The organism is Micrococcus sp. Alg238-R198 (genome assembly GCF_900537135.1).
Classification (GTDB): Bacteria; Actinomycetota; Actinomycetes; order Actinomycetales; family Micrococcaceae; genus Micrococcus; species Micrococcus luteus.
In genome coordinates, this window is the sequence record NZ_UNRH01000004.1 from 85215 (window position 1) to 109457 (window position 24243).

Sequence of the window (24243 nt, forward strand, 5' to 3'; positions counted from 1 at the left end):
TCGACCGAGCCGCAGCGACATCACTGCCGGGCGGACCGGCGGCGATGTCGCTGGGCGTCGGTCGGACGGTCGGGCGCGGTGCTCAGCGGGCGAGCTCCCACGTCAAGCGGGCGATCGCCTGCTCCTCGTCCGTGGGGACCACGAGGACCGGGATCGCCGACTCCGGCGCGGAGATCGTGTGGGGCCCGGCCACGCGGGCGCGGTTGGCCTCGGCGTCGTAGGCCACCCCGAGCGCCCCGAGCCGGTCGAGCACGCGCGCCCGGAACGGAGCCGAGTTCTCGCCGATCCCGGCGGTGAACACGATCGCCTGCGCCCCGCCCACGGCCACGTGGTAGCCGCCCACGTACTTGGCCAGCCGGTAGGAGGCCACGTCCAGGGCGTTGCGGGCGCGGCCGTCCCCGGAGGCGGCGTTCTCCAGCACCTGGCGCATGTCCGCCTCCCCGGCCAGGCCCAGCAGGCCGGAGCGCCTGTTCATGAGGGTGTCCAGCTCCTCGGCGTCGTAGCCGTGGTTCCGCATGAGGTGGGTGACCACGGAGGGGTCCAGGTCGCCGGAGCGGGTGCCCATCACCAGGCCGGCCAGCGGGGTGTAGCCCATGGAGGTGTCCACGGAGACGCCGTCGCGGATGGCGGTGGCGGAGGCGCCGTTGCCCAGGTGCAGCACCACGGCCCGGAACTCCCCCCGCGGGATGCCCAGATGCTCCGCGGCGAGGCCGGTGACGAGGTCGTGGCTCGTGCCGTGGAAGCCGTAGCGGCGGATGCCGTGCTCCGTGTAGACCTCGTCCGGCAGGGCGTACTGCCAGGCCTCGCGGGGCATGGTCTGGTGGAACGAGGTGTCGAACACGACCACCTGGGGCATGTCCGGCCAGCGCTCGGCCATGGCGCGCAGCCCCTGGGCGGCGGCGGGGTTGTGCAGCGGGGCCAGCGGGGCGAGGCGCTCGATCGCGCGGATCACCTCGTTGGTCACCCGGGCCGGGGCGGTGAACCGCTCGCCGCCGTGGACCACGCGGTGGCCGGCGGCGTCGATGGTGCGCCCGCCGGTCGCCTCGGCCAGCTCGGCCTCCACCTGCTCGAGGGCGGCGGCGTGGTCCGGCACGCCGGAGCCGGGGACGCCGATGCGCTCCACCAGGCCCTGGGCGAGGACGGGCACCGGGGCGTCCGTGCCGTCGTCGGCCAGCTCACGGAGCTGGTACTTCAGGGACGACGAGCCGGAGTTGATGACAAGGACGAGCACGGGGGACTCCTTCCGGGGCGTCAGCCCTGGGCCTGGGCCTGGATGGCGGTGATGGCGACGGTGTTGACGATGTCCTCCACGGTGGTGCCGCGGGAGAGGTCGTTGACGGGCTTGTTCAGGCCCTGCAGCACGGGCCCGACGGCGACCGCCCCGGAGGACTGCTGGACGGCCTTGTAGGTGTTGTTGCCGGTGTTCAGGTCCGGGAACACGAACACGGTGGCCTGGCCGGCCACCTCGGAGCCGGGCATCTTCGAGGCCGCGACGGAGGCGTTGACGGCGGCGTCGTACTGCAGCGGGCCCTCCACCTTCAGCTCGGGGGCACGCTCCCTCACGAGCTCCGTGGCGGCGCGGACCTTGTCCACGGACTGCCCGGAGCCGGAGGCGCCCGTGGAGTAGGAGAGCATGGCGACGCGCGGGTCCACCCCGAACTGGGCGGCGGTGGCCGCGGACGCCACGGCGATGTCCGCGAGCTGCTGCGCGTCCGGGTCCGGGTTCACGGCGCAGTCGCCGTACACGAGGGCGCGGTCCGGCAGCAGCATGAAGAACACCGATGAGACGATCGAGACGCCCGGCTTCGTCTTCACGAACTCCAGCGCGGGGCGGATGGTGTTGGCGGTGGTGTGGGCGGCGCCGGAGACCATGCCGTCCACGTCGCCCAGGTGGACCATCATCGTGCCGAAGTAGGCGCCCTCCTGCATGACCTCGCGGGCGCGCTCGGCGTCCACGCCCTTGTGGGCGCGCAGCCGGGCGTACTCCTGCGCGTAGCGCTCCAGGTCCGGGGAGTCGGCGGGGTCCACGAGCTCGATCCCGCTCAGGTCCACGCCCTCGCGGGAGGCCAGCTCCCGCACGGCGGCGGCCGGGCCGAGCACCACGAGGTCGCAGACGTCGCGGCGCTGGAGGATCTCGGCGGCGCGCAGCACGCGGGCATCCTCGCCCTCGGGCAGCACGATCCGGCGGCGGTCCGCGCGGGCGCGGGAGATCAGCTCGTGCAGGAAGCGCAGAGGGGTGACGACGTCGGTGCGTGGCAGGTCGAAGCGGGCCAGCAGCTCGTCCCCGTCCACGCGCTGGTGCCAGGTGCCCAGGGCGGCGGCGGTCTTGCGGGGCTGGGCGCTGGAGAGCTCGGAGCGCACCCGGGAGACCTTCGCGGCGGTGGTGAACGTGTCGTCGTGGGTGACGAACACGGGGAAGGCCGCGCCCAGGTAGAGCCGCTGGAGCTGGCGGTTCGGGAGGATGCCGTTGGTGAGGATCATGCCGGAGGGGGTGGGGAAGTCCGGGGTCAGCGAGGAGGCCACGGTGGCCAGGATCGCGTCGGAGCGGTCGCCGGAGACGATCACGAGCGCGCCCTCGCGCAGGACCTCGAGGAAGTTGCCGCCCTCCATGGAGACGGCCTTGACCTCGGCGACGTCGCGGTCCAGCGTCTCCTGCCCGGCCATCTGCTCGAGCCCGAGCGCGTCCGCCACCTCGGCCACCGAGGGGTGCGCGAGCTCGGTCAGCTCGGGCAGCACGTACACGGGCCAGGCGTGGCGGCCGGGGCGCACGGCCGCGCCGACGGCGTCGAGGTCACGGGGGTCCGCGCGGTTGACCATGACGGCCAGCAGCTCGACGCCGGCGTCGTCGAGGGTGCGCCGGGCCAGGTCCACGACGTCGGCCGCCTGCTCGGGTGTCAGGTCCGCGCCGGAGACCACGGCGACCACGGGGGTGCCGAGGTTGCGGGCGAGCTGGGCGTTGAGGTCGAGGTCGGCGGCCGGGTCCGGGCTGATCAGGTCGGTGCCCTCCACCACCACGACGCCGCCCGCCGCCCGCATGGCGTCGTACTGCTCCACGCAGCGCTGCTGGACCTCGTCGCCGCGGCCCTCGGCCATGAGGGTGCGGGCCTCGGCCGCGGTGAGGCCGCCGCGGGCCTGCTCCGGGGAGAGGCCGTACTGCTCGCGCATCAGCAGCACCATGGGGTCGGTCTCCACGTCGTCGCCGGGCACCACGGGGCGGAAGTAGCCCACCGTGCCGGAGCGCCGGTACAGCGAGTCGGCCAGGCCCAGGCTGACGAGGGACTTGCCGGCGCCGGTGGACGTGGTGGAGACGAAGATTCCCTGGGGCATGGCGGACCTTCCGGTGGAGGACGGGGCTCGTCGTTCACGGTACCGAGGCCGCGGCGTCGGGGCCCGTCCCGGCCGACGCGGATCGACGTGAGTGAGGCGTGTCTCTCACGCGCGTAATACACATGACTGCACTCGCCCCGTCAAGCATTAAGGACCCTCCCATGGCAACGAGAGCCGACCGCGGCCGCCCCGTGCACAACCCCGACATCATCGGGTTCACGGACGCCGAGCTCAACGAGACCCCCATCCGGCCGAAGTGGAACTCGCTGGGACCCGGCATCGTGGCGGCCGCCACGGGCGTGGGCGCCGCGGACATCGTGGCCACCCTCACCGCCGGCTCCCGCTACGGCTACATGCTCCTGTGGGCCGTGATCCTGGGCGTGATCTTCAAGATCGTGCTCGTGGAGGGCGTGGGCCGCTGGTACCTGTCCACCGGCAAGACGATCTTCCAGGGCTGGCGCTCGCTGGGCTCCTGGACCTCCTGGTACTTCGGCCCCTACATCCTGATCTGGGGCTTCGTGTACGGCGCCACCGCCATGAGCTCGGCCGCGCTGCCCCTGGCCGCGCTGTTCCCGGGCGTGGACATGAAGGTCTACGCGATCGGCCTGGGCCTCGTGGGCCTGGGCCTGGTGTGGCTGAACCGGTACGGGCTGATCGAGAAGCTCATGGCGGTGCTGATCGGCGTCATGTTCCTGACCGTCCTGCTCTCCGCGGCGCTCACCGCCCCCAACGTGGGCGACATCCTCGCCGGCCTGGTCCCGCGCATCCCGTCCGGCGACCCGGACGTCATGTTCTACGTGCTCGGCCTGGCCGGCGGCGTGGGCGGCACCATCACCCTCGGCGCGTACGCCTACTGGCTGCGGGAGAAGGGCTGGAACGTCCCGAAGTACATGCGGGTGATGAAGTTCGACAACGCGACGTCGTACATCCTCACCGGCATCTTCGTGATCGCCACCATGGTCATGGGCGTGGAGCTGCTGCACTCGGCGGGGCTGGCGATCTCCTCGGGCGACAAGGGCCTGCTCGACGTCGGCGACGTGCTGGCCGAGCGCTACGGCTCGGCGTGGTCCACGGTGTTCCTCATCGGATTCTTCGCCGCGTCCTTCTCCTCCCTGCTGGGCGTGTGGCACGGCGTCTCGCTGATGTTCGCGGACTTCTGGACGAACTTCCGCCGGCCCGCCGAGGAGCTGGACCAGGACGACGCGCCGTCGCTGTCCTCGAAGCCCGGCCGCTTCTTCCTGCTGTGGCTGACCCTGCCGCCCATGGCGCTGCTGTTCCTGGACCGGCCGATCTTCCTGATCCTGCTCTACGGCACGCTCGGCGCCCTGTTCATGCCGTTCCTGGCCGTGACCCTGCTGTTCCTCAACAACACGAAGGACGTGCCGCGGCAGTTCCGCAACGGCTGGGTCCGCAACACCCTGTTGGGCCTGACCGCGGCCGTGTTCGTGGCGATCGGCGTGAACGAGCTGATCAAGGCCCTGCAGCCGGTGCTCGGGGGGTGAGCCGGCGGCGGGGGCGGGGCACACTGGTGCCATGATCGTCGCCTTCTCCGTCGCCCCCTCCGGCCAACCCGCCGACGCCGAGCACCTGCCCGGCGACGCGGACACCGCGTCCGTGCACCGGGCGGTGGCGGCCGCCGTCGCCGTGGTGCGCGCCTCCGGCCTGCCGCACCGCACCTCCTCGATGTTCACCGAGATCGAGGGGGAGTGGGACGAGGTGATGGAGGTCGTGCGCGCCGCCGTGGACGCCGTGTCCCCGTACGGCACACGCGTCTCGCTCGTGCTGAAGGCGGACATCCGCCCCGGCCGCACCGGCGAGCTGGACGGCAAGCTCGAGCGCCTCGAGTCGGCCCTCGCCGAGGACGAGCAGCGGCGCGCCGCCCCGGCCCCGCGCGACGGCGACGCCGGGTGACCCCCCTCCCCGCTGCCCCCCCGGACGCTTTCGTTCGAGAAACGGCGGCGTGTCGAGACGCTTTCGTTCGAGGAATGGCCGCCGCGCCGGCGGCCCAGAGGAGCAGCCCGTGCCTGAGTCTGTGACCGTGCGCCCCGCCGCCCCCGGGGACGTCGAGGCGCTGCTGCGCGTCAAGGCGCGGTCGTGGCGGGAGGCCTACGGCGCGCTCCTGCCGTCCGCCTACCTGGACGCGATCGAGGACCGGATCCCGGAGGACGTGTCCGCGTGGACCGCGCTGATCGGATCGGACCGGGACCTCTGGGTCGCCGACGACGGCGGCCGGCTGCTCGGCGTGGCGCTCGCGGGCCCGCGTCGCTCGGCGGCGGAGACGGGCCGGACGGGTGCGGACGACGCGCCCGCATCGCCCGCCGACCCGCCCGATGTGGAGCTCATGGTGCTCTACGTCCTGGCCGAGGCGTACGGGACCGGTGTGGGAGCGCGCCTGCTGGACGCCGTCGTCGGCGACCGCCCCGCGATGCTGCGCGTCCTCGCCGAGAATCCGCGGGCCGCGGCGTTCTACGCCAAGCACGGGTTCGCGGCCGTGGGGGCGCCGGAGCCGATGACCGGCCCGTGGGCCGGCCTGCACGAGCAGCTGATGGTGCGCCGTCTCCCGCACGACGGCGGTGCGGCGTGAGTCGCCGGTCGTCGGCGCGCCGGGGCCGGGCCGTGGGCGGCCCCGCCGCCCCCGCCGGGATCGAGCCGGGCGTCCACGCGATCACCCACGGCACCGCCGAGATCCGCGAGGACGCCTTCGAGCCGGGCGCGTTCATCCTCTACGTCAACGGCGTCGAGTCCTCCCCGCTGGACCCCGAGCGCCCCGAGCGCATGGCCTTCGAGTACATGCGCTGGGCCGCCGCGGCCGTCCGGGCGCACTGGCCGGAGCCCACGCCGCTGCGGGCCCTGCACCTGGGCGGCGCGGGCTGCGCGCTCGCCCGCTGGGTGGACCACGCGTACCCGGGCTCCCACCAGACCGCGGTGGAGATCGACGCCGGCCTGGCCGCCCTCGCCCGCGAGCGCTTCGGCCTGCCCCGCGCCCCGGCCCTGCGCATCCGCGTGGCCGACGCCGCCGAGGTCCTGGCCACGGCCCACCCGGCCAGCCGCGACCTGATCATCCGCGACGTCTTCGCCCCGGACCCCACGGACCTGACCGGCGCCCGCCACATCACCCCGCCGGGCCTCACCGGCCTGGACGCGGCCCGCGCCGCTGCGCGGGTCCTCGCCCCGGGCGGGCTGTACGTGCTCAACGTGGGCGGCGGGCCGGACCTGACGTCGGTGCGGGCGGACGTGGCTGCCGTCGTCGCCGCGTTCGAGCACGTCGAGGTGATCGCGGATCCGCCCATGCTCAAGGGGCGGCGCCGCGGCAACGTCATCGTGGCGGCCTCGGACGCCCCCGTGGCCCGCCCCGCCGCGGACGCCCCGCCCGGCTCCGACCCCCGCGACCGCCTGGCCCGTGCCCTGCGCATGGACGCCTTCCCGGCCCGGCTCGCGGAGGATCCACGCGGCTTCCCCGCGGGCGTCGCGCCCGGGATCACGGGACTCGTCCCGGGCCCCGAGGCGTAGACTGGAGGCACTCGGCCGGGTCCGCCCGGGGCCCGTCGAGTCCGACTCGAGGAGGTCGCCATGTCCGCCCAGACCCAGCCCGCCGCCACCCGCCGTGAGGACGCACCGCTCGGCGTCCTGGTGGGTGTGGACGGCTCCGACCAGTCCGTCTCCGCCGCCCGCTGGGCCCAGCGCGAGGCCGGCCTGCGCGGCGAGCCGCTGACCCTCGTCACCGCCTACTCGATCCCCGCGTACTGGGGTTACGGCGCGGACGCCGGCGGCGCCGTCCTGGACGACTCCCGTCTCCGCGAGGGCGTGCAGGCCCTCCTGGAGGAGGTCGCCGGCAAGCTCGACGCCGACGGGGTGCGTCCGGAGCTGCGTGTGGAGATCGGGGACGCGGCCGGCGTCCTCGTGGAGCTCTCCGCCGAGGCCTCCCTGCTCGTCTCGGGCGCGCGCGGCCGCGGCGGCTTCATGGGCCGCCTGCTCGGCTCGGTGGCCGCCGCGCTGCCCGGCCACGCGCACTGCCCGGTCGCCATCATCCCCGCCGGGGTCGAGGCCAGCCGCGCGGGGGACAGGACCGCCGTCGTGGTGGGCGTCGACGGTTCCGAGCAGGGTCGTGCCGCCGCTCTCGAGGCCGCCGAGGAGGCCCGCCTCCGCCAGGCCCCGCTGAAGCTCGTGTGCGCCGTCCCGCCCCTGGGCGCGAACGCCGCGTGGCTGGCCGTCAGCCTGGACGAGGAGGCCCGCGAGCGGGAGCTGCGCGAGCGTCTCGACGCCGGCGCCGCGTGGATCAGCTCCGAGTTCCCCGGCCTCGAGGTCCTCACCGAGCTCGTGGACGGCACCCCCGTGGACGTGTTGGTGGACCAGAGCGCCACCGCCTGCCTCACCGTGGTGGGCACGCGCGGTCTGGGCGGCTTCGCCGGTGCGATCGTCGGCTCCACGAGCCGCGGCGTCGCGGACCACGCGAAGGGCCCGGTGCTCGTCGTCCCGTTCCGCGAGGACGTCCGCCTCAGCCGCCGCGCCTCGTTCGGCCCGGTCCAGGACCAGCCGGAGTCCTGACCGGCGCTCAGCCCCAGCCGAGCTCGTGGAGGCGCTCCTCGGAGATGCCGAAGAAATGCCCGACCTCGTGCATGACGGTGACGGTGATCTCGTCCTCGAGCTCGGCGCGGGAGGTGCAGTGGCGGGTGAGTGGACCGCGGAACACCACGATCCGGTCCGGCATCTGCCACGCGAACTCGGCGCGCTCGGTCAGCGGCACGCCCTCGTAGAGGCCGAACAGCTCGGTGGCCGGGTCCTCCCAGCGCTGCGGCTCGTACTCGTCCTCCACCACCACGACGACGTTCGTCAGCAGCCGTGCCAGCTCGTCGGGGATACGGGCGAGGGCCGCGGAGACGGCGTCGTCGAACTCCTGCTCGCTCATCCACGTGGCGGCGGGCTGGTCGGGCGACGGGCGGTGGTCCACGGCGGCTCCTGGGGGTGCGGGGCTCCGCGGTGCGGAGGGCGGCCGGCCGGCGGCCGGACTTGCCGGAGGGTGTGCGGCCACCATAGACTCCCAGGGTCCACCTCGGGAATCTCGACATCGGACCTGCCCCTATCGTCTAGAGGCCTAGGACACCGCCCTTTCACGGCGGCGACACGGGTTCGAATCCCGTTGGGGGTACGCAGAACGGCCGCCCTCGGCGGCCGGAACGGCACGTGGAGCGTGGATTTGCACGACGCTCGGAGGCTCTGCTAGAGTTTCCACTCGTTGCGAAAGCGGCGAGAACAACAGAACATGGCCCTGTAGCGCAGTTGGTTAGCGCGCCGCCCTGTCACGGCGGAGGTCGCGGGTTCAAGTCCCGTCAGGGTCGCTCGGATCGTCCGATCACCGGCATTCGGAAACGGAGTCCGGTGACGCATGGTCCTGGTGACGAAGGTCGCCGGGCTCTGTAGCTCAGTTGGTAGAGCGTACGACTGAAAATCGTAAGGTCACCGGATCGACGCCGGTCGGAGCCACCACTTCGAGAAGGCCCCCCGCAGACGCGGGGGGCCTTCGTCGTCCGGGGCGACGGGCCGCTGACAGGCGGCGACGCGGTGGGCACACTGGGTCGATGCCCGATTCCCCCTCCGCCCGCGCGACCGGCGGCGAGACCGCGCTCGTGGTGATCGACGTCCAGCACAGCTACTTCGAGCATCCCGCGCTGGCCGCCCATCAGTCCGAGCTGACGGCGGCGGTCGTGGAACTGCTCCGGGCCGCGCACGAGGCCGGCCGTCCCGTCTTCCTGGTGCGGACCGAGCACGCGCGGGACCGCTCCACGTGGACGTTGAACATGCTGGCCGACGACGAGGGCTTCGCCTTCCCGGGCACCCGGCAGGCCGCTCTGCTCGACGGGGTCGCGGCGGCCGCCCCGGACGCCGTCGAGGTCGTGAAGACCCGGGACTCCGCCTTCCACGGCACAGGACTGGCGGCCGAGCTGCGGGGCCGCGGGGTGGATCGGCTCCTGCTGTGCGGCGTCTCCACCCACAGCTGCATCGCCGAGACCGCCACGGCCGCGTTCGCCCTCGACTTCCACGCCGCGATCGCGACGGACGCGATCGCCTCCGAGGAGCCGGCGCTGGCCGCGGCGATGCTCGACTTCCTCCGCGACGAGATGCGTCAGCCGCTCCTCGGGCAGGACGAGGCACTCACCCTCCTGCGCACCGGCCTCGTCCCCGACCGGGGCTGAGGGGCGTTCACAGGATCTCGACGTCGCCCTCGTCCGCACGCGTGCGGTCCTGGGCGTCCTCCTCGATGTGCATGGCGGCGGACTCCGCATTGCGCAGGGAGTCCGGGGCACGTCCCTCCCCGGCCCGGTGCTGCGGGTCGTCCGAGCCGCCGCGCACGGGCTGGCCGTCGCGGCCGTCCTCCGGCTCGGGGTCGCCGGCGGCGTTGGGATCGGCGAGCAGGTCCGTCTCGAGCTCTCGTTCGTCCTCGCGGTCCTCGAAGGGGACGTCGGTCATGGTGCGGGTCCTTCCTCTCACGGGCGGGCCCGTCCGGCGCCGCCGTCGTCGTGGTGCCCCACACCCTAGTGAGGCCGCCCACGCCTCACCAGGGGGCGCCCGCGCCGGGGCCGTGGGCGCGGTCACCCGGCCGGGTGAGACCGTCCACTCGGCCGCGTCTCAGGCGGGGGGCCGGCGCGCGGGACCACGTAGGGTCGGGAGGATGAGCGATCCGACACCGCCCTTGAAGAATCCACTGGATCCTGAGCGGGCCGACACCCGCCCCTCCTCCGCCCCCACGGCCGACGGCGCCGTCGCCCCTGCCACCTCCGCCGCGGCCGCCCGCGACCGCGTCCTGCTGCCGTGGGTGTTCTGGCCCTCCGCGGTCATCGTGCTCTCCTTCGTGGGGGCCACGCTGCTCGCCCCCGAGCAGATGACCGTGGGCATCGGCCTGGTCCAGCAGGCCATCATCACGAACTTCTCGTGGTGGTACGCCCTCGTCGCCCTGTTCTTCGTGCTGTTCTGCGGCTACCTCGCGTTCTCCCGCAAGGGCGACATCACCCTGGGCAAGCCCGATGAGAAGCCCGAGTTCTCCACGCTGTCCTGGTTCTCCCTGCTCTTCGCGGCGGGCATGGGCATCGGCCTCGTGTTCTTCGGCATGACCGAGCCGCTCATGCACTTCACCTCGCCGCGGCCCGACGTGGCGGCCGCCAACCCCACCCAGGCGGAGGCCGCCCAGTCGGCGCTGGCCACCACGTTCCTGCACTGGGGCCTGCAGCCCTGGGCGATCTACGCGGTGGTGGGCGTGGCGGTCGCGCTGGCCATCCACCGGCGTGGCCGTCCCCTCGCGCTGCGCTGGGCCTTCGAGCCGCTGATCGGCGAGCGCCGCGTGCGCGGCGGCTGGGGCCACCTGATCGACAACATCGCCCTCATCGGCACCGTCTTCGGCGTGGCCACCTCGCTGGGCCTCGGCGTCACCCAGATGTCCGCGGGCCTGCGCGCGCTGGGCATCGTGCCCGAGGACAGCCCCTGGCTCGAGTACGCCATGATCGGCGCGGTCACCTGCGTGGTGCTCTACACCGTGGTCTCCGGTGTCGAGCGCGGCATGAAGTGGCTGTCCAACACCAACCTGATCCTGGCCGCCGGACTGCTGCTGTTCATCGCGATCGTGGGGCCCACCGCGTTCCTGCTCAAGGAGATGGTGCAGTCCCTCGGCTCCTACATGCAGTACTTCTTCGCGAACTCGCTCAACGTCTCCGCGTTCTACGGCGCCGAGGGCGACGCGTGGCAGGCCGGCTGGAGCGCGTACTACTGGGGCTGGTGGATGTCCTGGACGCCGTTCGTCGGCATCTTCATCGCCCGCATCTCGCGCGGTCGCACCGTGCGCGAGTTCATCGCCGGCGTGCTGCTGGTGCCCACCCTGGTCTGCGTGGTCTGGTTCGGCATCCTGGGCGGCACCGCGATCTTCCTCGAGACCACCCGCCCGGCCGGGTACACCTCCGTGGTGGGCGCGGACGGCGCCATCGACTCGAACACCGCGCTCTTCCAGGTGCTCGAGCAGCTGCCCGCGGGCATGATGCTCGTGGTCGGCGCCATCATCCTCTCGGGCATCTTCTTCATCACCTCCGCCGACTCGGGCTCGCTGGTGATGGGCATGCTCGCCACCGGCGGCGACGTGAACCCGAAGGCCACGGTGAAGATCTTCTTCGCCATCGCCACCTCGCTCATGGCCGCGGCCCTGCTGGCCGCCGGCGGCCTGTCCGCCATCCAGGTCCTGGCCATCACCATCGGCCTGCCGTTCTCCGTGCTGATGCTGCTGATCTGCCTGGCCACGTTCCGCTCGCTCGGCTACTCCGTGGCGCGGGTGGAGGCGGTGCGCCGTCAGGCCATGCTGGCCTCCATCAAGGACCGCCTGGGCCTCGAGTCCGACGACGACGAGGTGGTCGACGCCGGCCCCGTGGCGGCCTCGCAGTGGTGGGCCTCGCTCAGCCGGGACCACCAGCAGCGGATCGCCGATGCGGCCGCCGGCGTCCCGGCCTCGGAGGGGCCGCGCCGCACCCGGCTGCGCCGCCACGGGCACTGACGTCCGCCCCCGGGCGCCCTCCCGGCCCCGACGAGAACGGCCCCTGTCCCGCGCGGGACAGGGGCCGTCGTCGTCGTGGGGGTCAGTCCTCGTGGGACTGGCGGGTGCGGACCACCGGCAGGGTGCCGGTGCGGTCGTGGGCCGCGGCCGACGTGCGGGTGCCCGTGACGAACCAGGCGAGGGTCAGGACCGCGACCCACACGAGACCGATGATGAGCGCCTGGCGCGAATCCGGGATGGTGGCCATGGTGATCACCACGGTGGCCACGAACGCCAGGCCCAGGTAGGTGCCGACGCCGCCCAGCGGCATGGGGAAGGGGGACGGCTCCGCGCCCTGCTCCGCGACGCGCCTGCGCATGGCGCGGTGGGACAGGAAGATCATGGCCCAGGTCAGCACCACGGCGAACGAGGCGACGCCGGCCACCAGGCTGAAGGCGTTCGGGTCCACGGTGATCAGCACCGCGCCGAGCACCATCACGCCCAGCATCACGGCCACGGACAGCCACGGCACGCCGCCGCGGTTGGTGTGGGTGAAGGCCCGGGGTGCCTGGCCGTCGTGGGCCATCGCGTAGAGCAGGCGACCGGACGCGTAGATGCAGGCGTTGATCGCGGAGACGGCGGCGGTGAGCACCACGAAGTTCAGCAGGTGCGGGGCGAAGGGGACGCCGAGGCCCTCGAAGATCTGCACGAACGGGCTGGCCTTGCCGTCCACCTGGTTCCAGGGGACGAGGGCCATGATGACCGCCATCGTCAGCACGTAGAACAACAGGATGCGGATCGGCACCGTGTTGATGGCCTTGGGCAGCACCTTCTCCGGGTTCTTGGCCTCGCCCGCGGCCACGCCGAGGGTCTCGATGCCGCCGAAGGAGAACGTCACGATGGTGAGCGCGGTCAGCACGCCCAGGATGCCGTGCGGCAGGAATCCGCCGTGGTCCACGAGGTTCGCCAGGCTGGCCTGGGTGCCGTCCGCGGTGGAGGCGCCGGTGAAGAGCAGGATCACACCGCCGAAGATCATCGCCACGATGGCCCCGACCTTCACGAGCGTCAGCCAGAACTCGGCCTCACCGAAGTTGCCGACGTGCGTGAAGTTGATCAGGCCGACCACGAGGATCGTGGCCGCGACCCAGGCCCAGGCCGGGACCCCCGGGAACCAGAACGCCATGTACGTGGTGATGGCGGCGGTGTCCGCGACGATCACGACGGCCAGCTCGAAGACGAAGGTCCAGCCGGTCACGTAGCCGGCGAAGGGGCCGAGATAACGGGAGGCGTAGGCGGCGAAGGACCCGGAGACGGGCTCCCGGAGCGTCATCTCGCCGAGGGCGCGCATCACGAGGAACACGGCGGCGCCCGCGACGAGGAAGGACAGGATCACGCCCGGCCCGGCGGCCTGGATGCCGCCGGCCGAGCCGTAGAAGAGGCCGGTGCCCACCGCCGTGCCCAGGGCGATGAACATGATGTGCCGCTGGCTCAGGCCGCGGTGCAGCTGCCCGCGGTCCGCGGTGGCCGCGCCGGTCTCGGCGACGCGGGAGCCGAAGGGGGAGGTGCTCACGTGAAGTCTCCGCTCGAAGGGGGGTGGATCAGGACACGCCATGGTGACTCGTGACACAGCGTTCATGCCACTTTGTCCGGTGTGATGCGAGTCATCGTGGACGTTACGTCGCGTTCGTCCGGCCGGGCCGGATGATGTGACCTCGCCCACCGCGGATTCCCCGCGGAAGGTCCGGGGTGCCCCGGCGGGTCCCGGGGCGCGCCGGGCTCAGTCCATGAGCAGCCACGCGGCGGCGTCGTGCGCGAGCCGCCCGTCCTGCACGGCCTCCGCCTCCTCGAGGGAGAACAGGGCCCGGGAATGGCCCGCGGGCAGGTCGACGGGATCGGTCGACAGGTTCGCCATCACGAGCACGGTGCGCGCCGGGATCGGCTCGCCCGAGCCCAGGTGCCGGCCACCGCCCGAGGTGACCGTGAACGCCAGCACCCCGCGTGCGGGGTCGTGGTGCTCGGACCACGCGAACGTGCCCGTGCCCAGGTCGAGCTCGCCGCGGATCTGCAGCAGACGCCGGTACAGCTCGAACACGGAGCCCTCGACGCCGACCTGCCGGTCCGCCGCCAGCGCTCGGAAGGACGCGGGCTGGGGCAGCCACGGCGCGGCGACGCCCTCGGCGGCGGACGCGGGGCCGTCGTCGTCCGCGGGGGTCGAGAAGCCGTAGGACGGCTCGTCGGCGGCCCACGGCAGAGGGATGCGGCAGCCGTCGCGGCCGGGCTCCTTGCCGTCCGTGCGGAAGAAGTACGGGTCCTGGCGGTGCTCGGCGGCGAGGGTGGTGTGCTCGGGCAGGCCCAGCTCGTCGCCCTGGTAGATGTACGCGGAGCCGGGCAGGCCCAGCTCCACCATCGCGGCGGCGCGGGCCCGACGGCGACCGACCGCCTCGTCTGGCTGCTCGTCCTCGGCCGTGATGCCGGCGGGGTAGGAGCTCGGGTCGGCGAGGCCGTAGCGGGAGGCGTGGCGCACCGTGTCGTGGTTCGAGAGCACCCAGGTGTTCGGGGCGCCGACCCGGCCGGCCTGCTCGAAGGACCGGTCGATCGCGTGGGTCAGCGAGGCGGCGTCCCAGCCGGCCATGAGGTAGGTGAAGTTGAAGGTCTGGTGCATCTCGCCGGGGCGGACGTACCGGAACATCCGCGAGAGCGGGGCCACCCACGCCTCGGCCACCATCATCGGCTCGTGGTCGTAGGAGTCCAGGACCCGCCGCCAGTCCCGGTAGACCTCGTGGACGCGGTCCTGGTCCATGAACGGGGTGAGCGGCTCGAAGGTGTCCGGGTCGAACGTGGGGTCGGCGTCCTCGCCCGCGTCCGTGACCATGCCCATGCGGGAGTGCTCGGCGTCCGGGTAGCCGGGCTGCTTGATGAGCCCGTGGGCCACGTCCACCCGGAAGCCGTCCACGCCGCGGTCCAGCCAGAACCGCAGGATGGAGCGGAACTCCTCACGCACCTCCTCGTTCTCCCAGTTCAGGTCCGGCTGCGTGGTGTCGAACAGGTGCAGGTACCACTGGCCCGGGGTGCCGTCCGCCTCGGTCACGCGGGTCCAGGCCCCGCCGCCGAACGTGGACTCCCAGTTGTTGGGGGGCAGCTCGCCGTGCTCGCCGCGGCCCTCGGCGAAGTGGTAGCGGGCGCGCTCGGGGGAGCCGGGGCCGGCGGCCAGGGCGGCCTGGAACCACGCGTGCTCGGACGAGGTGTGGTTCGGCACGAGGTCCACGACCACGCGGATGCCGGCCTCGTGCGCGGCGGCGATCATCTCGTCCGCGTCCGCGAGCGTGCCGAACCGCGGGTCCACGGCGCGGTAGTCCGCGACGTCGTAGCCGGCGTCGTGCTGCGGGGAGAGGTAGAAGGGCGAGAGCCAGATCGCGTCCACGCCGAGCTGGGCCAGGTAGTCGAGGCGCGAGGTGACGCCGCGCAGGTCGCCCATGCCGTCCCCGTCCGCGTCCGCGAAGGAGCGCGGGTACACCTGGTAGATCACGGCGTCCACCCACCACGGGGTGACGGGCCGGTTCCGGGCTTCCGAGGGCGGGGTGCTCAGGCGCTGCGTGGTCATGGGATCCACCCTAGGCCCGACGCGGGAGCGCGCGCCCCGCGTGAGCGGCGTCGGCGGCGTGGTGTGCGTCTCGGGCGCCCGGCGCGGTCGGACGCAACGGCCGGCTCAGGTCAGCCGGGCCAGCATCCCGACGGCGGCCCAGCGGCGGTTCAGTCGTTCCTGTGCGACGCCGGCGGTCGCCTCGTCGCCCTCCTCGAGCGCGTCGATGAGCGTCCACAGGTCGAAGACGGAGTCGTCCGGCCACACGTGCCGCGTGAGGCCGCCGTAGTCCAGCTCGATCCACGAGTCGGGGTGGAACGCGCCGAGCCACTCCACCATCACCGTGAGCTCGCCGATCAGCTCCGCATCCGGGGCGTGCCGCGCGAGCACCGCCGCCGCGTGCCCGGCCCGCTCCCGGGCGGCCACGATCGGGGCGCGCCGGTACGCCGTGCGCTCGCTGTCCACGAGGCGCTGCACGGGCTCCTCGGGGTCGAACACCGTGAGCCAGCCGTGCGGCACACCCCACGTGGCCGTGCGCGTCTGCACGCGGTGGTGCTCCGGCGCGCCGCCCTCGTCCTGCGGGTCCTGGCCCGCCGCGTCCGGGTCGGGGGAGAGGCCCCACTCGTCCTCGAGCGCCACGAGCGCGCGGCCGCGGTTCATGGCGCGCGCCGCCGGCGGGATGGCGGCCTCGTGCAGCCGCGGCAGCATCGTCTCCTCGAGCATGGCCGCGGCCATCTCGGCCCGCAGGCCCCGCTCGTCCGGGCAGTAGAACGCGGAGCGGTGCTCGTCCTGCAGGACCCGCACGAGGTCGTCCTCGCCGGGCTCCGGGAACGGGTCGGCCACGGGCCGGGCGAGGCGACGCCGGGCCCGTTCGGCCGCCTCGGCCTCGACCTCGGCGCGCGTGCGGTGGCCGCCGGCGATCAGTCGTGCCTGGACCGCGTCCGGGAACGCGGCCAGCGGCTGGAAGACGCGCAGGTGCGCGGTGCCGCGCGCGACACCCGGGGGCGGGCCGTCGTCGTCGTGGGTCATCGCGGGCTCGTCCGTGGCTCAGCCCAGCTCGACGACCACGGGCGCGTGGTCCGAGGCGCCCTTGCCCTTACGCTCCTCGCGGTCGATCCAGGCGTCCGTGACCGTCCGTGCGAGGGCGGGGGAGCACAGCTGGAAGTCGATGCGCATGCCCTTCTTCTTGGGGAAGGCCAGGCCCGTGTAGTCCCAGTACGTGTACACGCCGGGGCCGGGGTGGCGCGGGCGCACCACGTCCACCAGCCCGGCGTCCTCGAACGCGTGGAACGCCGCGCGCTCGGCCGGGGAGACGTGCGTGTAGCCCTCGCGCTGGAACAGCTCGATGTCCCACACGTCCTCGTCCTGCGGAGCGATGTTCCAGTCGCCGGCCAGGGCGAGCCGGGTGTCCGGGTCCTCGGCGAGGCGAGCGGCCGCGTGCTCCTGGAGCACGCGCAGCCACTCGAGCTTGTAGCCCATGTGCTCGTCCTCCAGGCCGCGCCCGTTGGGCACGTACAGGCTCCACAGGCGCACCGGGGCGACGCCGTCGGCCGCCTCGGCGCCCACGGTCGCCCCGATGGCGCGGGACTCCTCCTGCGGGTCCACGCCGCCCTTGCCGAAGTGCGGCTGGCCGGGGAAGCCGCGCTGCACGTCGCTCAGGCCGACGCGGGAGGCGATGGCCACGCCGTTCCACTGCGAGGTGCCGTTGTGCGCCACCTCGTAGCCGGCGCGCTCGAAGAGCTCCCAGGGGAAGTTCTCGTCCCGGCACTTGGTCTCCTGGATGGCCAGGACGTCGATGTCATGGCGCTCGAGGAAGGCCTCGACGCGGTCGGCGCGGGCACGGAGGGAGTTGACGTTCCAGGTGGCGATCTTCACCCGGCCAGGCTATCGAAGGGCGCGGACACCGTGGGATCGGCGCCTCAGCGCCACCAGTCGTCGTGGATCGTCACCGGCGTGGTGCGCTTGTGGCGGCTGCGGAGCCAGATGCCCTCGAGCTTCTCCGCGACCTCGGCGGGGACGTCCTTGCCCTCGAGGTAGTCGTCGATGTCCTCGTACGTCATCCCGAGTTCGGCCTCGTCCGTCTGGCCCGGCGTGCCGTCCAGCAGGTCCGCGGTGGGCACCTTGTTCCACAGGGGCTCGGGGGCTCCGAGTTCGCGGCCCAGCGCCCGCACCTGCCGCTTGTTCAGGCCGGCCAGCGGCAGGACGTCCGCGCCGCCGTCGCCGAACTTCGTGTAGAACCCGGTGACGGCCTCGGCCGCGTGGTCCGTGCCGATCACCAGCTGCCCGTGGGCGCCGGCCACCGCGTACTGGGCCGTCATGCGGATGCGGGCCTTCACGTTGCCCTGGTTGTAGTCCGAGATCGGCTCCCCCACGGCCTCAGCGAAGGCGGCGGCCAGACCCTGCACGGCCTCCGCGATGTTCAGGGTGACGTCCTGATCCGCACCCACGAAGTCCATGGCCGCCCGGGCATCCGCCTCGTCGTGCTGCACCTTGTAGGGCAGGCGCACGGCGGTGAACCGGGGGTTCTCGCGGGAGGGCACGACGTCGGCGCCCACCCCCGCCTCACCCGGCGGGGTGGTGTCGGGGCCGCCCAGGGCGACGGCGTCCGTGACGCCGAGCTGGGCGCGGCGACGCTCGACGGCGAGCTGGGCCAGCCGGCCGCCCACGGTGGAGTCCACGCCGCCGGAGATGCCCAGGACGAAGCCGGACGCGCCCGTGGCCGCGAGGTAGTCGACGAGGAAGGCCACGCGCCGTTCGACTTCGGCCGCCGGGTCGATCTCGGGGAGGACGCCCTGCTGGGCGATGATCCGCTGTTGGAGTTCACGCATGCCGGTCAGCGTAGGACCGGCCCCGCGCACGGGGACAGGGGCGGTCGGCGACGGCGGCTCACGCGTCCGGGTGCCCCAGATTGCGGGCGATGCGGCGCAGGACGCGGACGGCGTCGTCGATCTGGTCCCGCGGGACGTCCGCCGTCGCCTCGGCACGCAGGGCCTCGACCGCCTCACCGACGCGGGCGCCCGCGGTGCGGCCCGTGGCGGTGAGGGTGTAGAGGTCGCCCTCGACCGTCACCCAGCGGGACTCGACCAGCTCCTCGATCTGACCGGACACCGCGCCGCGCTGCTCCTCCTCGAAGCCGGCCTCGAGCTCGGCGCGGGACTGCGGGGCCACCGTGAGGGTGTTCAGAAACTGCCACTGGGCGCGGGTGAGGCCGTGCTCCTCGAGGCTCTCGGCCACGCGCGCCGCGATCAGGCCCTCGGTGAGGGTGAGCCAGTGCGCCAGGGGCAGGCCGGAGGGATGCTGGACGGCGTCGTCGTGCTGGATCTCGCTCATGGCCTGAGCCTAGCCAGTCCGGGACGGAAGCGGCAGGGGCGGTCGGGCCCGCACTAGCATGGGCGGCATGACCGACGCGCAGACCCCCACCGTCCCCACGCCCGAGCAGGACCGCGAGCGGCTCAAGCAGCTCATCCAGGATCTGGCTGTGGTGCACGGCCGGGTGACCCTGTCCTCCGGCAAGGAGGCGGACTACTACGTGGACCTGCGTCGGGTCACCCTGCACCACGAGGCCGCCCCGCTGATCGGCCGCGTGATGCTGCGCCTGCTCGAGGAGAACGGGATCGGGTGCGACGCGGTGGGCGGGCTGACCATGGGTGCGGACCCCGTGGCCACCGCGATGATGCACCAGGCCGGCGCCGCAGGCCGCGCGCTCGACGCCTTCGTGGTGCGCAAGGCGCAGAAGTCGTACGGCATGGGCCGGCAGGTGGAGGGCCCGGGCGTGGACGGTCGCCGCGTCGTCGTGCTGGAGGACACCTCGACGACGGGCGGCTCCGCGCTGACCGCCGTCGAGGGCGTGCGCAACGCCGGCGGCGACGTCCAGGCCGTGGCCGTGATCGTGGACCGTGCGACCGGCGCCGCCGAACGCGTGGCCGAGGAAGCGGGGGTGCCGTACCTGTACGCGTTCGGCAAGGACGAGCTCGGCCTCGACTGAGCCTCGGACGGCCCCGCGCGCCGCCCGCCTAGAGCCAGTCCGCGCGCTTGAACAGCACGAACAGCGTGAGGGCCACCGCCAGCATGAGTCCCAGGGCGAACGGATAGCCGAACGCCCAGTGCAGCTCGGGCATGCCGTCGAAGTTCATGCCGTACACCGAGCCCACCAGCTGCGGCGCGAAGATGATCGCCGCCCAGGACGAGATCTGCTTGACCTGCTCGTTCTGGGCGATCGACTGCTCGGCCAGCCGCTTCGAGGCCAGCGTCGAGTCCAGCTCGAGGGCGCTGTTGAGCATCTGGCGCATGGTCATCACGCGCTCGTTGATCTGGACGGCGTGGTCGTGGACGTCGCGCAGGCGGCGCAGGTTCTCCACCTCGAGACGCGCCTGCTCGCTGAGCTCCTCGTCCTCCCAGGCGTGGGCGTCGTCGCGCCGGGGCAGGCCGTCGGCGTCGAGGCGGCGGGTGTCCTCGTGCAGGCGGGTGCGCACCTCCTCCTGGAGCTGCTCCACGATGGACGGCAGCGCGCGGATGGCGTGCTGGAAGTTCAGCACCTCGCGGGAGAGCTCGTAGATGCGCCGGGAGACGTGCCCGTCGCCGGCGAAGACCTGGTCCTCGATCTCCGCGATGTCCTGTTCGAGGCCGTCGGCCACCGGGAAGTAGTCGTCCACGACCCGGTCCAGGATTTCCAGGGTGACCTGCCACGGCCCCATCGCGAGGCGCTCGCGGCCCTCCGTCTCCAGGGACCGTCGCACGGCGGCCAGGTCCGGCTCCTCCGCGTGACGCACCGTCACCACGTAGTGCTCACCGGTGAAGACGCTCAGCTCGCCGAACTCCACGGTCTCGGTGCGGTCGACGTAGCGGGCCGGGTGCAGGACCATGAACGAGTCCTCGCCGTAGCGGTCCAGCTTGGCGCGCTCGCCTCCGGCGAGGGCGTCCTCGACGGCGAGCGGGTGCAGGCGCAGCTCCTCCGCGACCGCTTGGAGCTCGGCCACGTCCGGGCGGTACAGGCCCAGCCAGGCCATGCCGCCGGTGCGCTCGCACTCCTCCCAGGTGTCCTCGAGGGTGGAGGGGGCGTGGACGCGCCGCCCGTCCACGTACACGGCGTTGTCGATCATGCTCACCCGGACATTCTCCCCGACGGCGGCCCCCGGCGGATTCCAGGATGCGCGCGCTACGGTGGCGCCATGAAGACTCCGCGTCATGCCCCGCCCGTCGTCCGCGACGGCAAGACCCTCCTCCCCGCCCACGCCGTCTCCACGGCCCCGGTCACCGCGTTCGGTCTGATCGGCGGCTACCTGACCGCCCGTGAGACCGGCATCCGCCCGCTCGGCGGCGTCGTGCTGGCCGCCGCCGGCCTGTACGCCGGGCGCACGTGGCTGGCCAAGCGTGGGCCCGCCGTCGCCGGTGGCCTGGCCGCCCTGTACCTCGGCGGCTTCGGCGCCTCCCACCCGCTGGCCAAGAAGATCGGTGCGTGGCCGGCGGTGCTCTCCGTGGCCGCGGTGTCCGCCGGGGCCGCCTGGGCCGCCGTCGACCGGTCCGAGGCCGGCCGCTGAGCGAGCCCGCGCCGGCCGAGGACGGCGCCGCGCCCCGCGAGGTCGGCGTCGGCCCGTGGACCGGCCCGTGGCCGGAGGACCCCCGCTACGACCCGGAGCTGCTCGCGCACGGCGACCGCCGCAACGTCCTCGACCGCTACCGCTATTGGCGCCTCGAGGCGATCGTCGCGGACCTCGACGCGCGGCGGCACCCGTTCCACGTCGCCATCGAGAACTGGCAGCACGACCTGAACATCGGCACCGTCGTGCGCACCGCCAACGCGTTCAACGCCGCCGGGGTGCACATCATCGGGCGGCGCCGCTGGAACCGGCGCGGCGCCATGGTCACCGACCGCTACCTGCACGTGCGCCACCACGAGACGGTGGCGGCGTTCACGGAGTGGGCGGCGGGGGAGGGGCTGCCCGTGCTCGGCGTGGACCTGTTCCCCGAGTCGGTGCCGGTGGAGACCTTCGACTTCCCGCGTGCCTGCGTGCTCGTCTTCGGGCAGGAGGGGCCGGGACTCTCGGCGGAGGTGCGGGCGGCGTCGAGCGCGGTGTTGTCCATCGCGCAGTACGGCTCCACCCGCTCGATCAACGCGGGCGTGGCCGCCGGCATCGCGATGCACGCGTGGATCCGGCAGCACGCGGCGTCCCCTGAGTCCGGCGCGAGCCAGACGATTCCAGGCGCGAGCCAGACGATTCCGCGCTGAAAGGAGCCTTTGGGCCGCAGATTCGTCTGGCTCGCGGCGCAGGACCGCGCCGACGACGCGGGACCGCGCCGACGACGCAGGACGACGCAGGACGACGCGCGGTATCGGGCGCGGAGCGCCGTCAGCCCGCGAAGGGACGGGCCGGCAGGCCCGTCACCCCCGGACGGACGGCGAACAGGGCCCCGGCCAGCGGGTCCTCGCCGCGCTCCATGTTCTCCCAGGAGGTGGTGATGTAGAGGGTGCCGAGGTCGTCGCCGCCGAAGGTGCAGGCCGTGGTCTTCTGCACGGGCACCTCGATCACCTCGTCGAGCGCCCCCTCGGGCGTGTACCGGTGGATCTGCCCGTGGCTGATCACGGCCACCCAGATCCCGCCCTCGGCGTCCACGGTGAGTCCGTCCGGCTTGCCCTCGCCGTCGAGCACGTCCACGAGCACGCGGCGGTTCGTCAGGCCCTCCTCGCGGGAGTAGTCGAACACGGCCACCTGCCGCGTGGGGGTGTCGTTGTAGTAGGCCCGTGTGCCGTCCGGGCTCCACTCGAGGCCGTTGGACGTCGTCGCGCCGGTCAGCACGACGTCCACCTCGCCGGCGCCGCCGTCGGGCCCGGGGGCGAGCCGGTAGAGGTTCGCGGCGCCGGGGGTCTTGGCGTACGCCATGGTGCCGCAGTGGAACCGGCCGTCCGGGTCGCAGCCGCCCTCGTTCATGCGGATCCCGGCGTCCGCGCCCCACAGCTCGGGCAGCGTCGTCAGCTCGCCCTCGGGCGAGATCAGGGCGAAGCCCCGCTCCACCGCGACGACGGCGCCACCCCCCGCACGCGGGCGCAGCGCGGCGGCCACGTCGCCGACGTGCGTGCGGTCCACCGTCCCGTCGGTGCGCAGGGACAGGACGTCCCCGGCGAGCATGTCCACCCAGCGCAGGCCGCCGCCGGCGGTCACGCCCTCGGCGGCGCTGCCCCACGAGGCGGCCCAGACGGGGCCCTCGCCGTGGTAGGCGATGGGATCGGTGACCTGCTCGGCGCGCATGACTGCTCCTTCGGTGGGCGGGACGGTCCTGGCCCCGACGCTAGCCGAGGCTCAGAACCACCCGCACGAGTCGGCGGTCCAGCGGTCGGCGAGGGTCGCGTCCAGGAACGCCCCCATCCGCGGCAGCGAGGCCACGTGGCCGCCCACGTGGGTCGGGGTGAGGAGCGGGTCGAAACGCACCCGCGCGCCCTCCGCGCACCAGCGGCGGCCCAGGTCGCGGCCGGTGCGGTACGGGATGACGTCGTCCGTGACGGAGTGCGCGATCATCACCGGCACATCCGGACGGCGGCCCGGTGCGCCGATCCGCTGCTCGGCGAGGATCCCGGCCAGCTCGGCATCGGAGCGGACGAGCTCAGGGAAGTCCTGCCCCGTGTGGGTCAGTGTGGCGGAGTCGAGGTGCGCGTAGGCGAGGCTGCCCACCATGCAGGTCTCGGCCGCGCCGGCGAGGGCCGTCAGGCCGGTCTCGTTGAGATGCGTGGCCGGGTCCACGTCGTACGCGGCGAGCTGCCCGGCCATCGCGTAGAGCAGGAAGGCCGCGTAGAGACCGCCGTCGATCCGGCCCGCGACCTGCACGAGGTCGGCCGGCGGGGCGCCCGCGTAGGCGCCCTTGAGGTCCAGCTCCGGGGCGTAGTCGGGCGCGAGCTCGGCGGCGGCCGCGGCCGCCCCGCCGCCCTGTGAGTAGCCCGCGAGCGCGACCGGCGCGGTCGCGGTGACGCCCGACCCCGACACCTGGGCGGCCGCGCGCACCGCGTCGAGGACGGCGTGCGCCTGGGCCTCCCGGACCATGTAGGTGTGCGCGCCCGGGGTGCCCAGGCCCTCGTAGTCGGTGACCACCACGGCGTGGCCGCGGCTCAGCAGGGACGTGATCCCGACGCCCTCGTACTGCACGCCGGTGGAGAGGGTGCGGGACGGGGCGCAGCGGTCCGCCGCCCCCTGGGTCCCCACTGCGTAGCTGATCACGGGGCGCTCGCCGCCGCCCGTCCACGGGGCGGTGGGGGTCAGCACGGTGCCGGTCACGGCGATGGGTCGGCCCTGGGCGTCCTGCGAGGCGTACATGATGCGCGTGGCGTGCGCCGGCACCTGCACCAGCCGCACCGGGTCCAGGTAGAAGGCGGTGGGCTCGGTGCGGATCAGGGCGCCGGGGGTCGCGGGCACGACGGTGGGCGGCAGGTAGAAGGGGTCGTCGGCCGAGGCGGCCGCCAGGGCGTCCCGGGCCGCGTTCCAGCGGGCGTCCTCGGCCGCCGTGGCCGGCTGCGAGAGGTCCTCGACGGCGGAGCTCACCTCCGGCGCGTCCGGGGCAGGGGCGGACTCCTGGGCCAGGGCAGCGTGCGGCGCGCCGAACCCGGCGACGACAGCCAGGGCGGCGGCCAGGGCGAGGGGGCGGGAGGGGCGGCGTGCGGGGGCCATGGCGGTCTCCGGTCTCTCGGATGCGAATGTGACGCCGCTCACCCTAGGCCAACGGCGGGGTCGTGCCCAGGCCGGCGTCGCCGTCGGGTCCGGGACCCTGGGGCGGGTCCGGCCGCGCGGATAGGATGAGCCCGAGGGTGTCGCGCTCGCCGCGCTCCCCCCGCCTGCCCGAGTCGACG

23 protein-coding genes and 3 tRNA genes are annotated in these 24243 nt (G+C 73.6%); 13 read left to right on the forward strand and 13 right to left on the reverse strand.

What is annotated here, in order from left to right:
• Positions 1-82: 82 nt before the first annotated feature.
• Positions 83-1231, reverse strand: a complete 1149-nt coding sequence (locus G6R13_RS05425) for an acetate kinase (protein WP_041103599.1) — start codon at positions 1229-1231, stop codon at positions 83-85.
• 20 nt (positions 1232-1251) lie between these two features.
• Complete coding sequence (pta, locus tag G6R13_RS05430; protein ID WP_020625363.1) at positions 1252-3327, reverse strand: phosphate acetyltransferase; 2076 nt, start codon at positions 3325-3327, stop codon at positions 1252-1254.
• Positions 3328-3488: 161 nt separating this feature from the next.
• On the opposite strand from pta, the gene G6R13_RS05435 reads away from it, so the two are divergent.
• The 5 genes from G6R13_RS05435 (at position 3489) to G6R13_RS05455 (ending at position 7872) form a co-directional block, all read left to right on the forward strand.
• Positions 3489-4829, forward strand: a complete 1341-nt coding sequence (locus G6R13_RS05435) for an Nramp family divalent metal transporter (RefSeq protein ID WP_163721171.1) — start codon at positions 3489-3491, stop codon at positions 4827-4829.
• Positions 4830-4860: 31 nt separating this feature from the next.
• Positions 4861-5238 carry a thiamine-binding protein gene (locus G6R13_RS05440; RefSeq protein WP_163721173.1) on the forward strand — a complete coding sequence of 126 codons (378 nt, stop codon included), beginning with the start codon at positions 4861-4863 and terminating at the stop codon, positions 5236-5238.
• Positions 5239-5347: 109 nt separating this feature from the next.
• Positions 5348-5911, forward strand: coding sequence for a GNAT family N-acetyltransferase (locus G6R13_RS05445; protein ID WP_163721175.1), 564 nt, complete (start codon positions 5348-5350; stop codon positions 5909-5911).
• On the forward strand, positions 5908-6837 hold the full coding sequence (locus tag G6R13_RS05450) for a fused MFS/spermidine synthase (protein WP_163721177.1): 930 nt from the start codon (positions 5908-5910) through the stop codon (positions 6835-6837). The genes G6R13_RS05445 and G6R13_RS05450 overlap by 4 nt, the downstream gene beginning before the upstream one ends.
• Positions 6838-6897: 60 nt before the next feature.
• Positions 6898-7872: a universal stress protein gene (locus G6R13_RS05455; RefSeq protein WP_041103604.1), complete on the forward strand. Its 975-nt coding sequence runs from the start codon at positions 6898-6900 to the stop codon at positions 7870-7872.
• Positions 7873-7879: 7 nt separating this feature from the next.
• Here the strand turns inward: G6R13_RS05455 and G6R13_RS05460 are convergent, their stop codons facing one another.
• Entirely contained in the window at positions 7880-8275 is a 396-nt protein-coding gene (locus tag G6R13_RS05460) for a metallopeptidase family protein (protein WP_010079615.1), read from the reverse strand.
• Positions 8276-8400: 125 nt separating this feature from the next.
• On the opposite strand from G6R13_RS05460, the gene G6R13_RS05465 reads away from it, so the two are divergent.
• From G6R13_RS05465 to G6R13_RS05480, 4 genes are all read left to right on the forward strand, one after another.
• Positions 8401-8473 (forward strand) — tRNA-Glu (locus tag G6R13_RS05465).
• A gap of 116 nt (positions 8474-8589) precedes the next feature.
• Positions 8590-8663 (forward strand) — tRNA-Asp (locus G6R13_RS05470).
• 72 nt (positions 8664-8735) lie between these two features.
• Positions 8736-8811: transfer RNA gene (locus tag G6R13_RS05475), tRNA-Phe, on the forward strand.
• Between the two features lie 92 nt (positions 8812-8903).
• Positions 8904-9518: a cysteine hydrolase gene (locus G6R13_RS05480; RefSeq protein ID WP_069941069.1), complete on the forward strand. Its 615-nt coding sequence runs from the start codon at positions 8904-8906 to the stop codon at positions 9516-9518.
• A 7-nt stretch (positions 9519-9525) separates the two neighbouring features.
• Here G6R13_RS05480 and G6R13_RS05485 read toward each other — a convergent pair whose 3' ends face one another.
• Positions 9526-9792 carry a hypothetical protein gene (locus tag G6R13_RS05485; protein WP_041103606.1) on the reverse strand — a complete coding sequence of 89 codons (267 nt, stop codon included), beginning with the start codon at positions 9790-9792 and terminating at the stop codon, positions 9526-9528.
• A gap of 202 nt (positions 9793-9994) precedes the next feature.
• On the opposite strand from G6R13_RS05485, the gene G6R13_RS05490 reads away from it, so the two are divergent.
• The gene (locus G6R13_RS05490; protein WP_069941068.1) at positions 9995-11854 is read left to right on the forward strand and encodes a BCCT family transporter; all 1860 of its coding nucleotides are present in this window, start codon (positions 9995-9997) and stop codon (positions 11852-11854) included.
• 82 nt (positions 11855-11936) lie between these two features.
• Here the strand turns inward: G6R13_RS05490 and G6R13_RS05495 are convergent, their stop codons facing one another.
• The 6 genes from G6R13_RS05495 to G6R13_RS05520 all read right to left on the reverse strand — a co-directional run bounded on the left by G6R13_RS05495 (position 11937) and on the right by G6R13_RS05520 (position 18743).
• Positions 11937-13403, reverse strand: coding sequence for an amino acid permease (locus G6R13_RS05495; RefSeq protein WP_049147815.1), 1467 nt, complete (start codon positions 13401-13403; stop codon positions 11937-11939).
• A gap of 207 nt (positions 13404-13610) precedes the next feature.
• Complete coding sequence (locus G6R13_RS05500) at positions 13611-15434, reverse strand: glycoside hydrolase family 13 protein (protein ID WP_049147816.1); 1824 nt, start codon at positions 15432-15434, stop codon at positions 13611-13613.
• A gap of 105 nt (positions 15435-15539) precedes the next feature.
• Positions 15540-16442, reverse strand: a complete 903-nt coding sequence (locus G6R13_RS05505) for a hypothetical protein (protein WP_159833636.1) — start codon at positions 16440-16442, stop codon at positions 15540-15542.
• Positions 16443-16460: 18 nt separating this feature from the next.
• A complete protein-coding gene (locus G6R13_RS05510; RefSeq protein ID WP_119217604.1) occupies positions 16461-17288 on the reverse strand; it encodes an exodeoxyribonuclease III in 828 nt (275 codons plus the stop codon).
• Between the two features lie 44 nt (positions 17289-17332).
• On the reverse strand, positions 17333-18241 hold the full coding sequence (nadE, locus tag G6R13_RS05515) for an ammonia-dependent NAD(+) synthetase (protein WP_119217603.1): 909 nt from the start codon (positions 18239-18241) through the stop codon (positions 17333-17335).
• A 58-nt stretch (positions 18242-18299) separates the two neighbouring features.
• A complete protein-coding gene (locus G6R13_RS05520) occupies positions 18300-18743 on the reverse strand; it encodes a MarR family winged helix-turn-helix transcriptional regulator (RefSeq protein WP_036340247.1) in 444 nt (147 codons plus the stop codon).
• A 58-nt stretch (positions 18744-18801) separates the two neighbouring features.
• Between G6R13_RS05520 and pyrE the strand changes: the two genes are divergently transcribed.
• Positions 18802-19398 (forward strand): orotate phosphoribosyltransferase, encoded by a 597-nt coding sequence (pyrE, locus tag G6R13_RS05525; RefSeq protein ID WP_041103612.1) that lies wholly within the window; start codon positions 18802-18804, stop codon positions 19396-19398.
• A gap of 28 nt (positions 19399-19426) precedes the next feature.
• Here the strand turns inward: pyrE and G6R13_RS05530 are convergent, their stop codons facing one another.
• Positions 19427-20518 carry a magnesium and cobalt transport protein CorA gene (locus G6R13_RS05530; RefSeq protein WP_316044126.1) on the reverse strand — a complete coding sequence of 364 codons (1092 nt, stop codon included), beginning with the start codon at positions 20516-20518 and terminating at the stop codon, positions 19427-19429.
• Between the two features lie 63 nt (positions 20519-20581).
• Here G6R13_RS05530 and G6R13_RS05535 point away from each other — a divergent pair, with 63 nt between their 5' ends.
• Together G6R13_RS05535 and G6R13_RS05540 are read left to right on the forward strand one after the other, a co-directional pair.
• On the forward strand, positions 20582-20950 hold the full coding sequence (locus G6R13_RS05535; RefSeq protein ID WP_020626754.1) for a hypothetical protein: 369 nt from the start codon (positions 20582-20584) through the stop codon (positions 20948-20950).
• Entirely contained in the window at positions 20869-21639 is a 771-nt protein-coding gene (locus tag G6R13_RS05540) for an RNA methyltransferase (RefSeq protein WP_233569935.1), read from the forward strand. Before G6R13_RS05535 ends, G6R13_RS05540 begins: the two co-directional genes overlap by 82 nt.
• A 121-nt stretch (positions 21640-21760) precedes the next feature.
• Here G6R13_RS05540 and G6R13_RS05545 read toward each other — a convergent pair whose 3' ends face one another.
• Both G6R13_RS05545 and G6R13_RS05550 read right to left on the reverse strand, forming a co-directional pair.
• Positions 21761-22657 (reverse strand): SMP-30/gluconolactonase/LRE family protein, encoded by an 897-nt coding sequence (locus G6R13_RS05545; RefSeq protein WP_119217601.1) that lies wholly within the window; start codon positions 22655-22657, stop codon positions 21761-21763.
• A gap of 51 nt (positions 22658-22708) precedes the next feature.
• Positions 22709-24064, reverse strand: coding sequence for a lipase family protein (locus G6R13_RS05550; RefSeq protein ID WP_119217600.1), 1356 nt, complete (start codon positions 24062-24064; stop codon positions 22709-22711).
• Positions 24065-24243 lie beyond the last annotated feature (179 nt).

Excerpts from the sequence above, each read along its gene's own strand:
- pta (WP_020625363.1), bottom strand. The coding sequence starts at position 3,327 with ATGCCCCAGGGAATCTTCGTCTCCACCACGTCCACCGGCGCCGGCAAG.
- G6R13_RS05435 (WP_163721171.1), top strand. The coding sequence starts at position 3,489 with ATGGCAACGAGAGCCGACCGCGGCCGCCCCGTGCACAACCCCGACATC.
- G6R13_RS05440 (WP_163721173.1), top strand. The coding sequence starts at position 4,861 with ATGATCGTCGCCTTCTCCGTCGCCCCCTCCGGCCAACCCGCCGACGCC.
- G6R13_RS05455 (WP_041103604.1), top strand. The coding sequence starts at position 6,898 with ATGTCCGCCCAGACCCAGCCCGCCGCCACCCGCCGTGAGGACGCACCG.
- G6R13_RS05480 (WP_069941069.1), top strand. The coding sequence starts at position 8,904 with ATGCCCGATTCCCCCTCCGCCCGCGCGACCGGCGGCGAGACCGCGCTC.
- G6R13_RS05485 (WP_041103606.1), bottom strand. The coding sequence starts at position 9,792 with ATGACCGACGTCCCCTTCGAGGACCGCGAGGACGAACGAGAGCTCGAG.
- G6R13_RS05490 (WP_069941068.1), top strand. The coding sequence starts at position 9,995 with ATGAGCGATCCGACACCGCCCTTGAAGAATCCACTGGATCCTGAGCGG.
- G6R13_RS05500 (WP_049147816.1), bottom strand. The coding sequence starts at position 15,434 with ATGACCACGCAGCGCCTGAGCACCCCGCCCTCGGAAGCCCGGAACCGG.
- G6R13_RS05505 (WP_159833636.1), bottom strand. The coding sequence starts at position 16,442 with ATGACCCACGACGACGACGGCCCGCCCCCGGGTGTCGCGCGCGGCACC.
- nadE (WP_119217603.1), bottom strand. The coding sequence starts at position 18,241 with ATGCGTGAACTCCAACAGCGGATCATCGCCCAGCAGGGCGTCCTCCCC.
- G6R13_RS05520 (WP_036340247.1), bottom strand. The coding sequence starts at position 18,743 with ATGAGCGAGATCCAGCACGACGACGCCGTCCAGCATCCCTCCGGCCTG.
- pyrE (WP_041103612.1), top strand. The coding sequence starts at position 18,802 with ATGGGCGGCATGACCGACGCGCAGACCCCCACCGTCCCCACGCCCGAG.
- G6R13_RS05535 (WP_020626754.1), top strand. The coding sequence starts at position 20,582 with ATGAAGACTCCGCGTCATGCCCCGCCCGTCGTCCGCGACGGCAAGACC.
- G6R13_RS05545 (WP_119217601.1), bottom strand. The coding sequence starts at position 22,657 with ATGCGCGCCGAGCAGGTCACCGATCCCATCGCCTACCACGGCGAGGGC.
- G6R13_RS05550 (WP_119217600.1), bottom strand. The coding sequence starts at position 24,064 with ATGGCCCCCGCACGCCGCCCCTCCCGCCCCCTCGCCCTGGCCGCCGCC.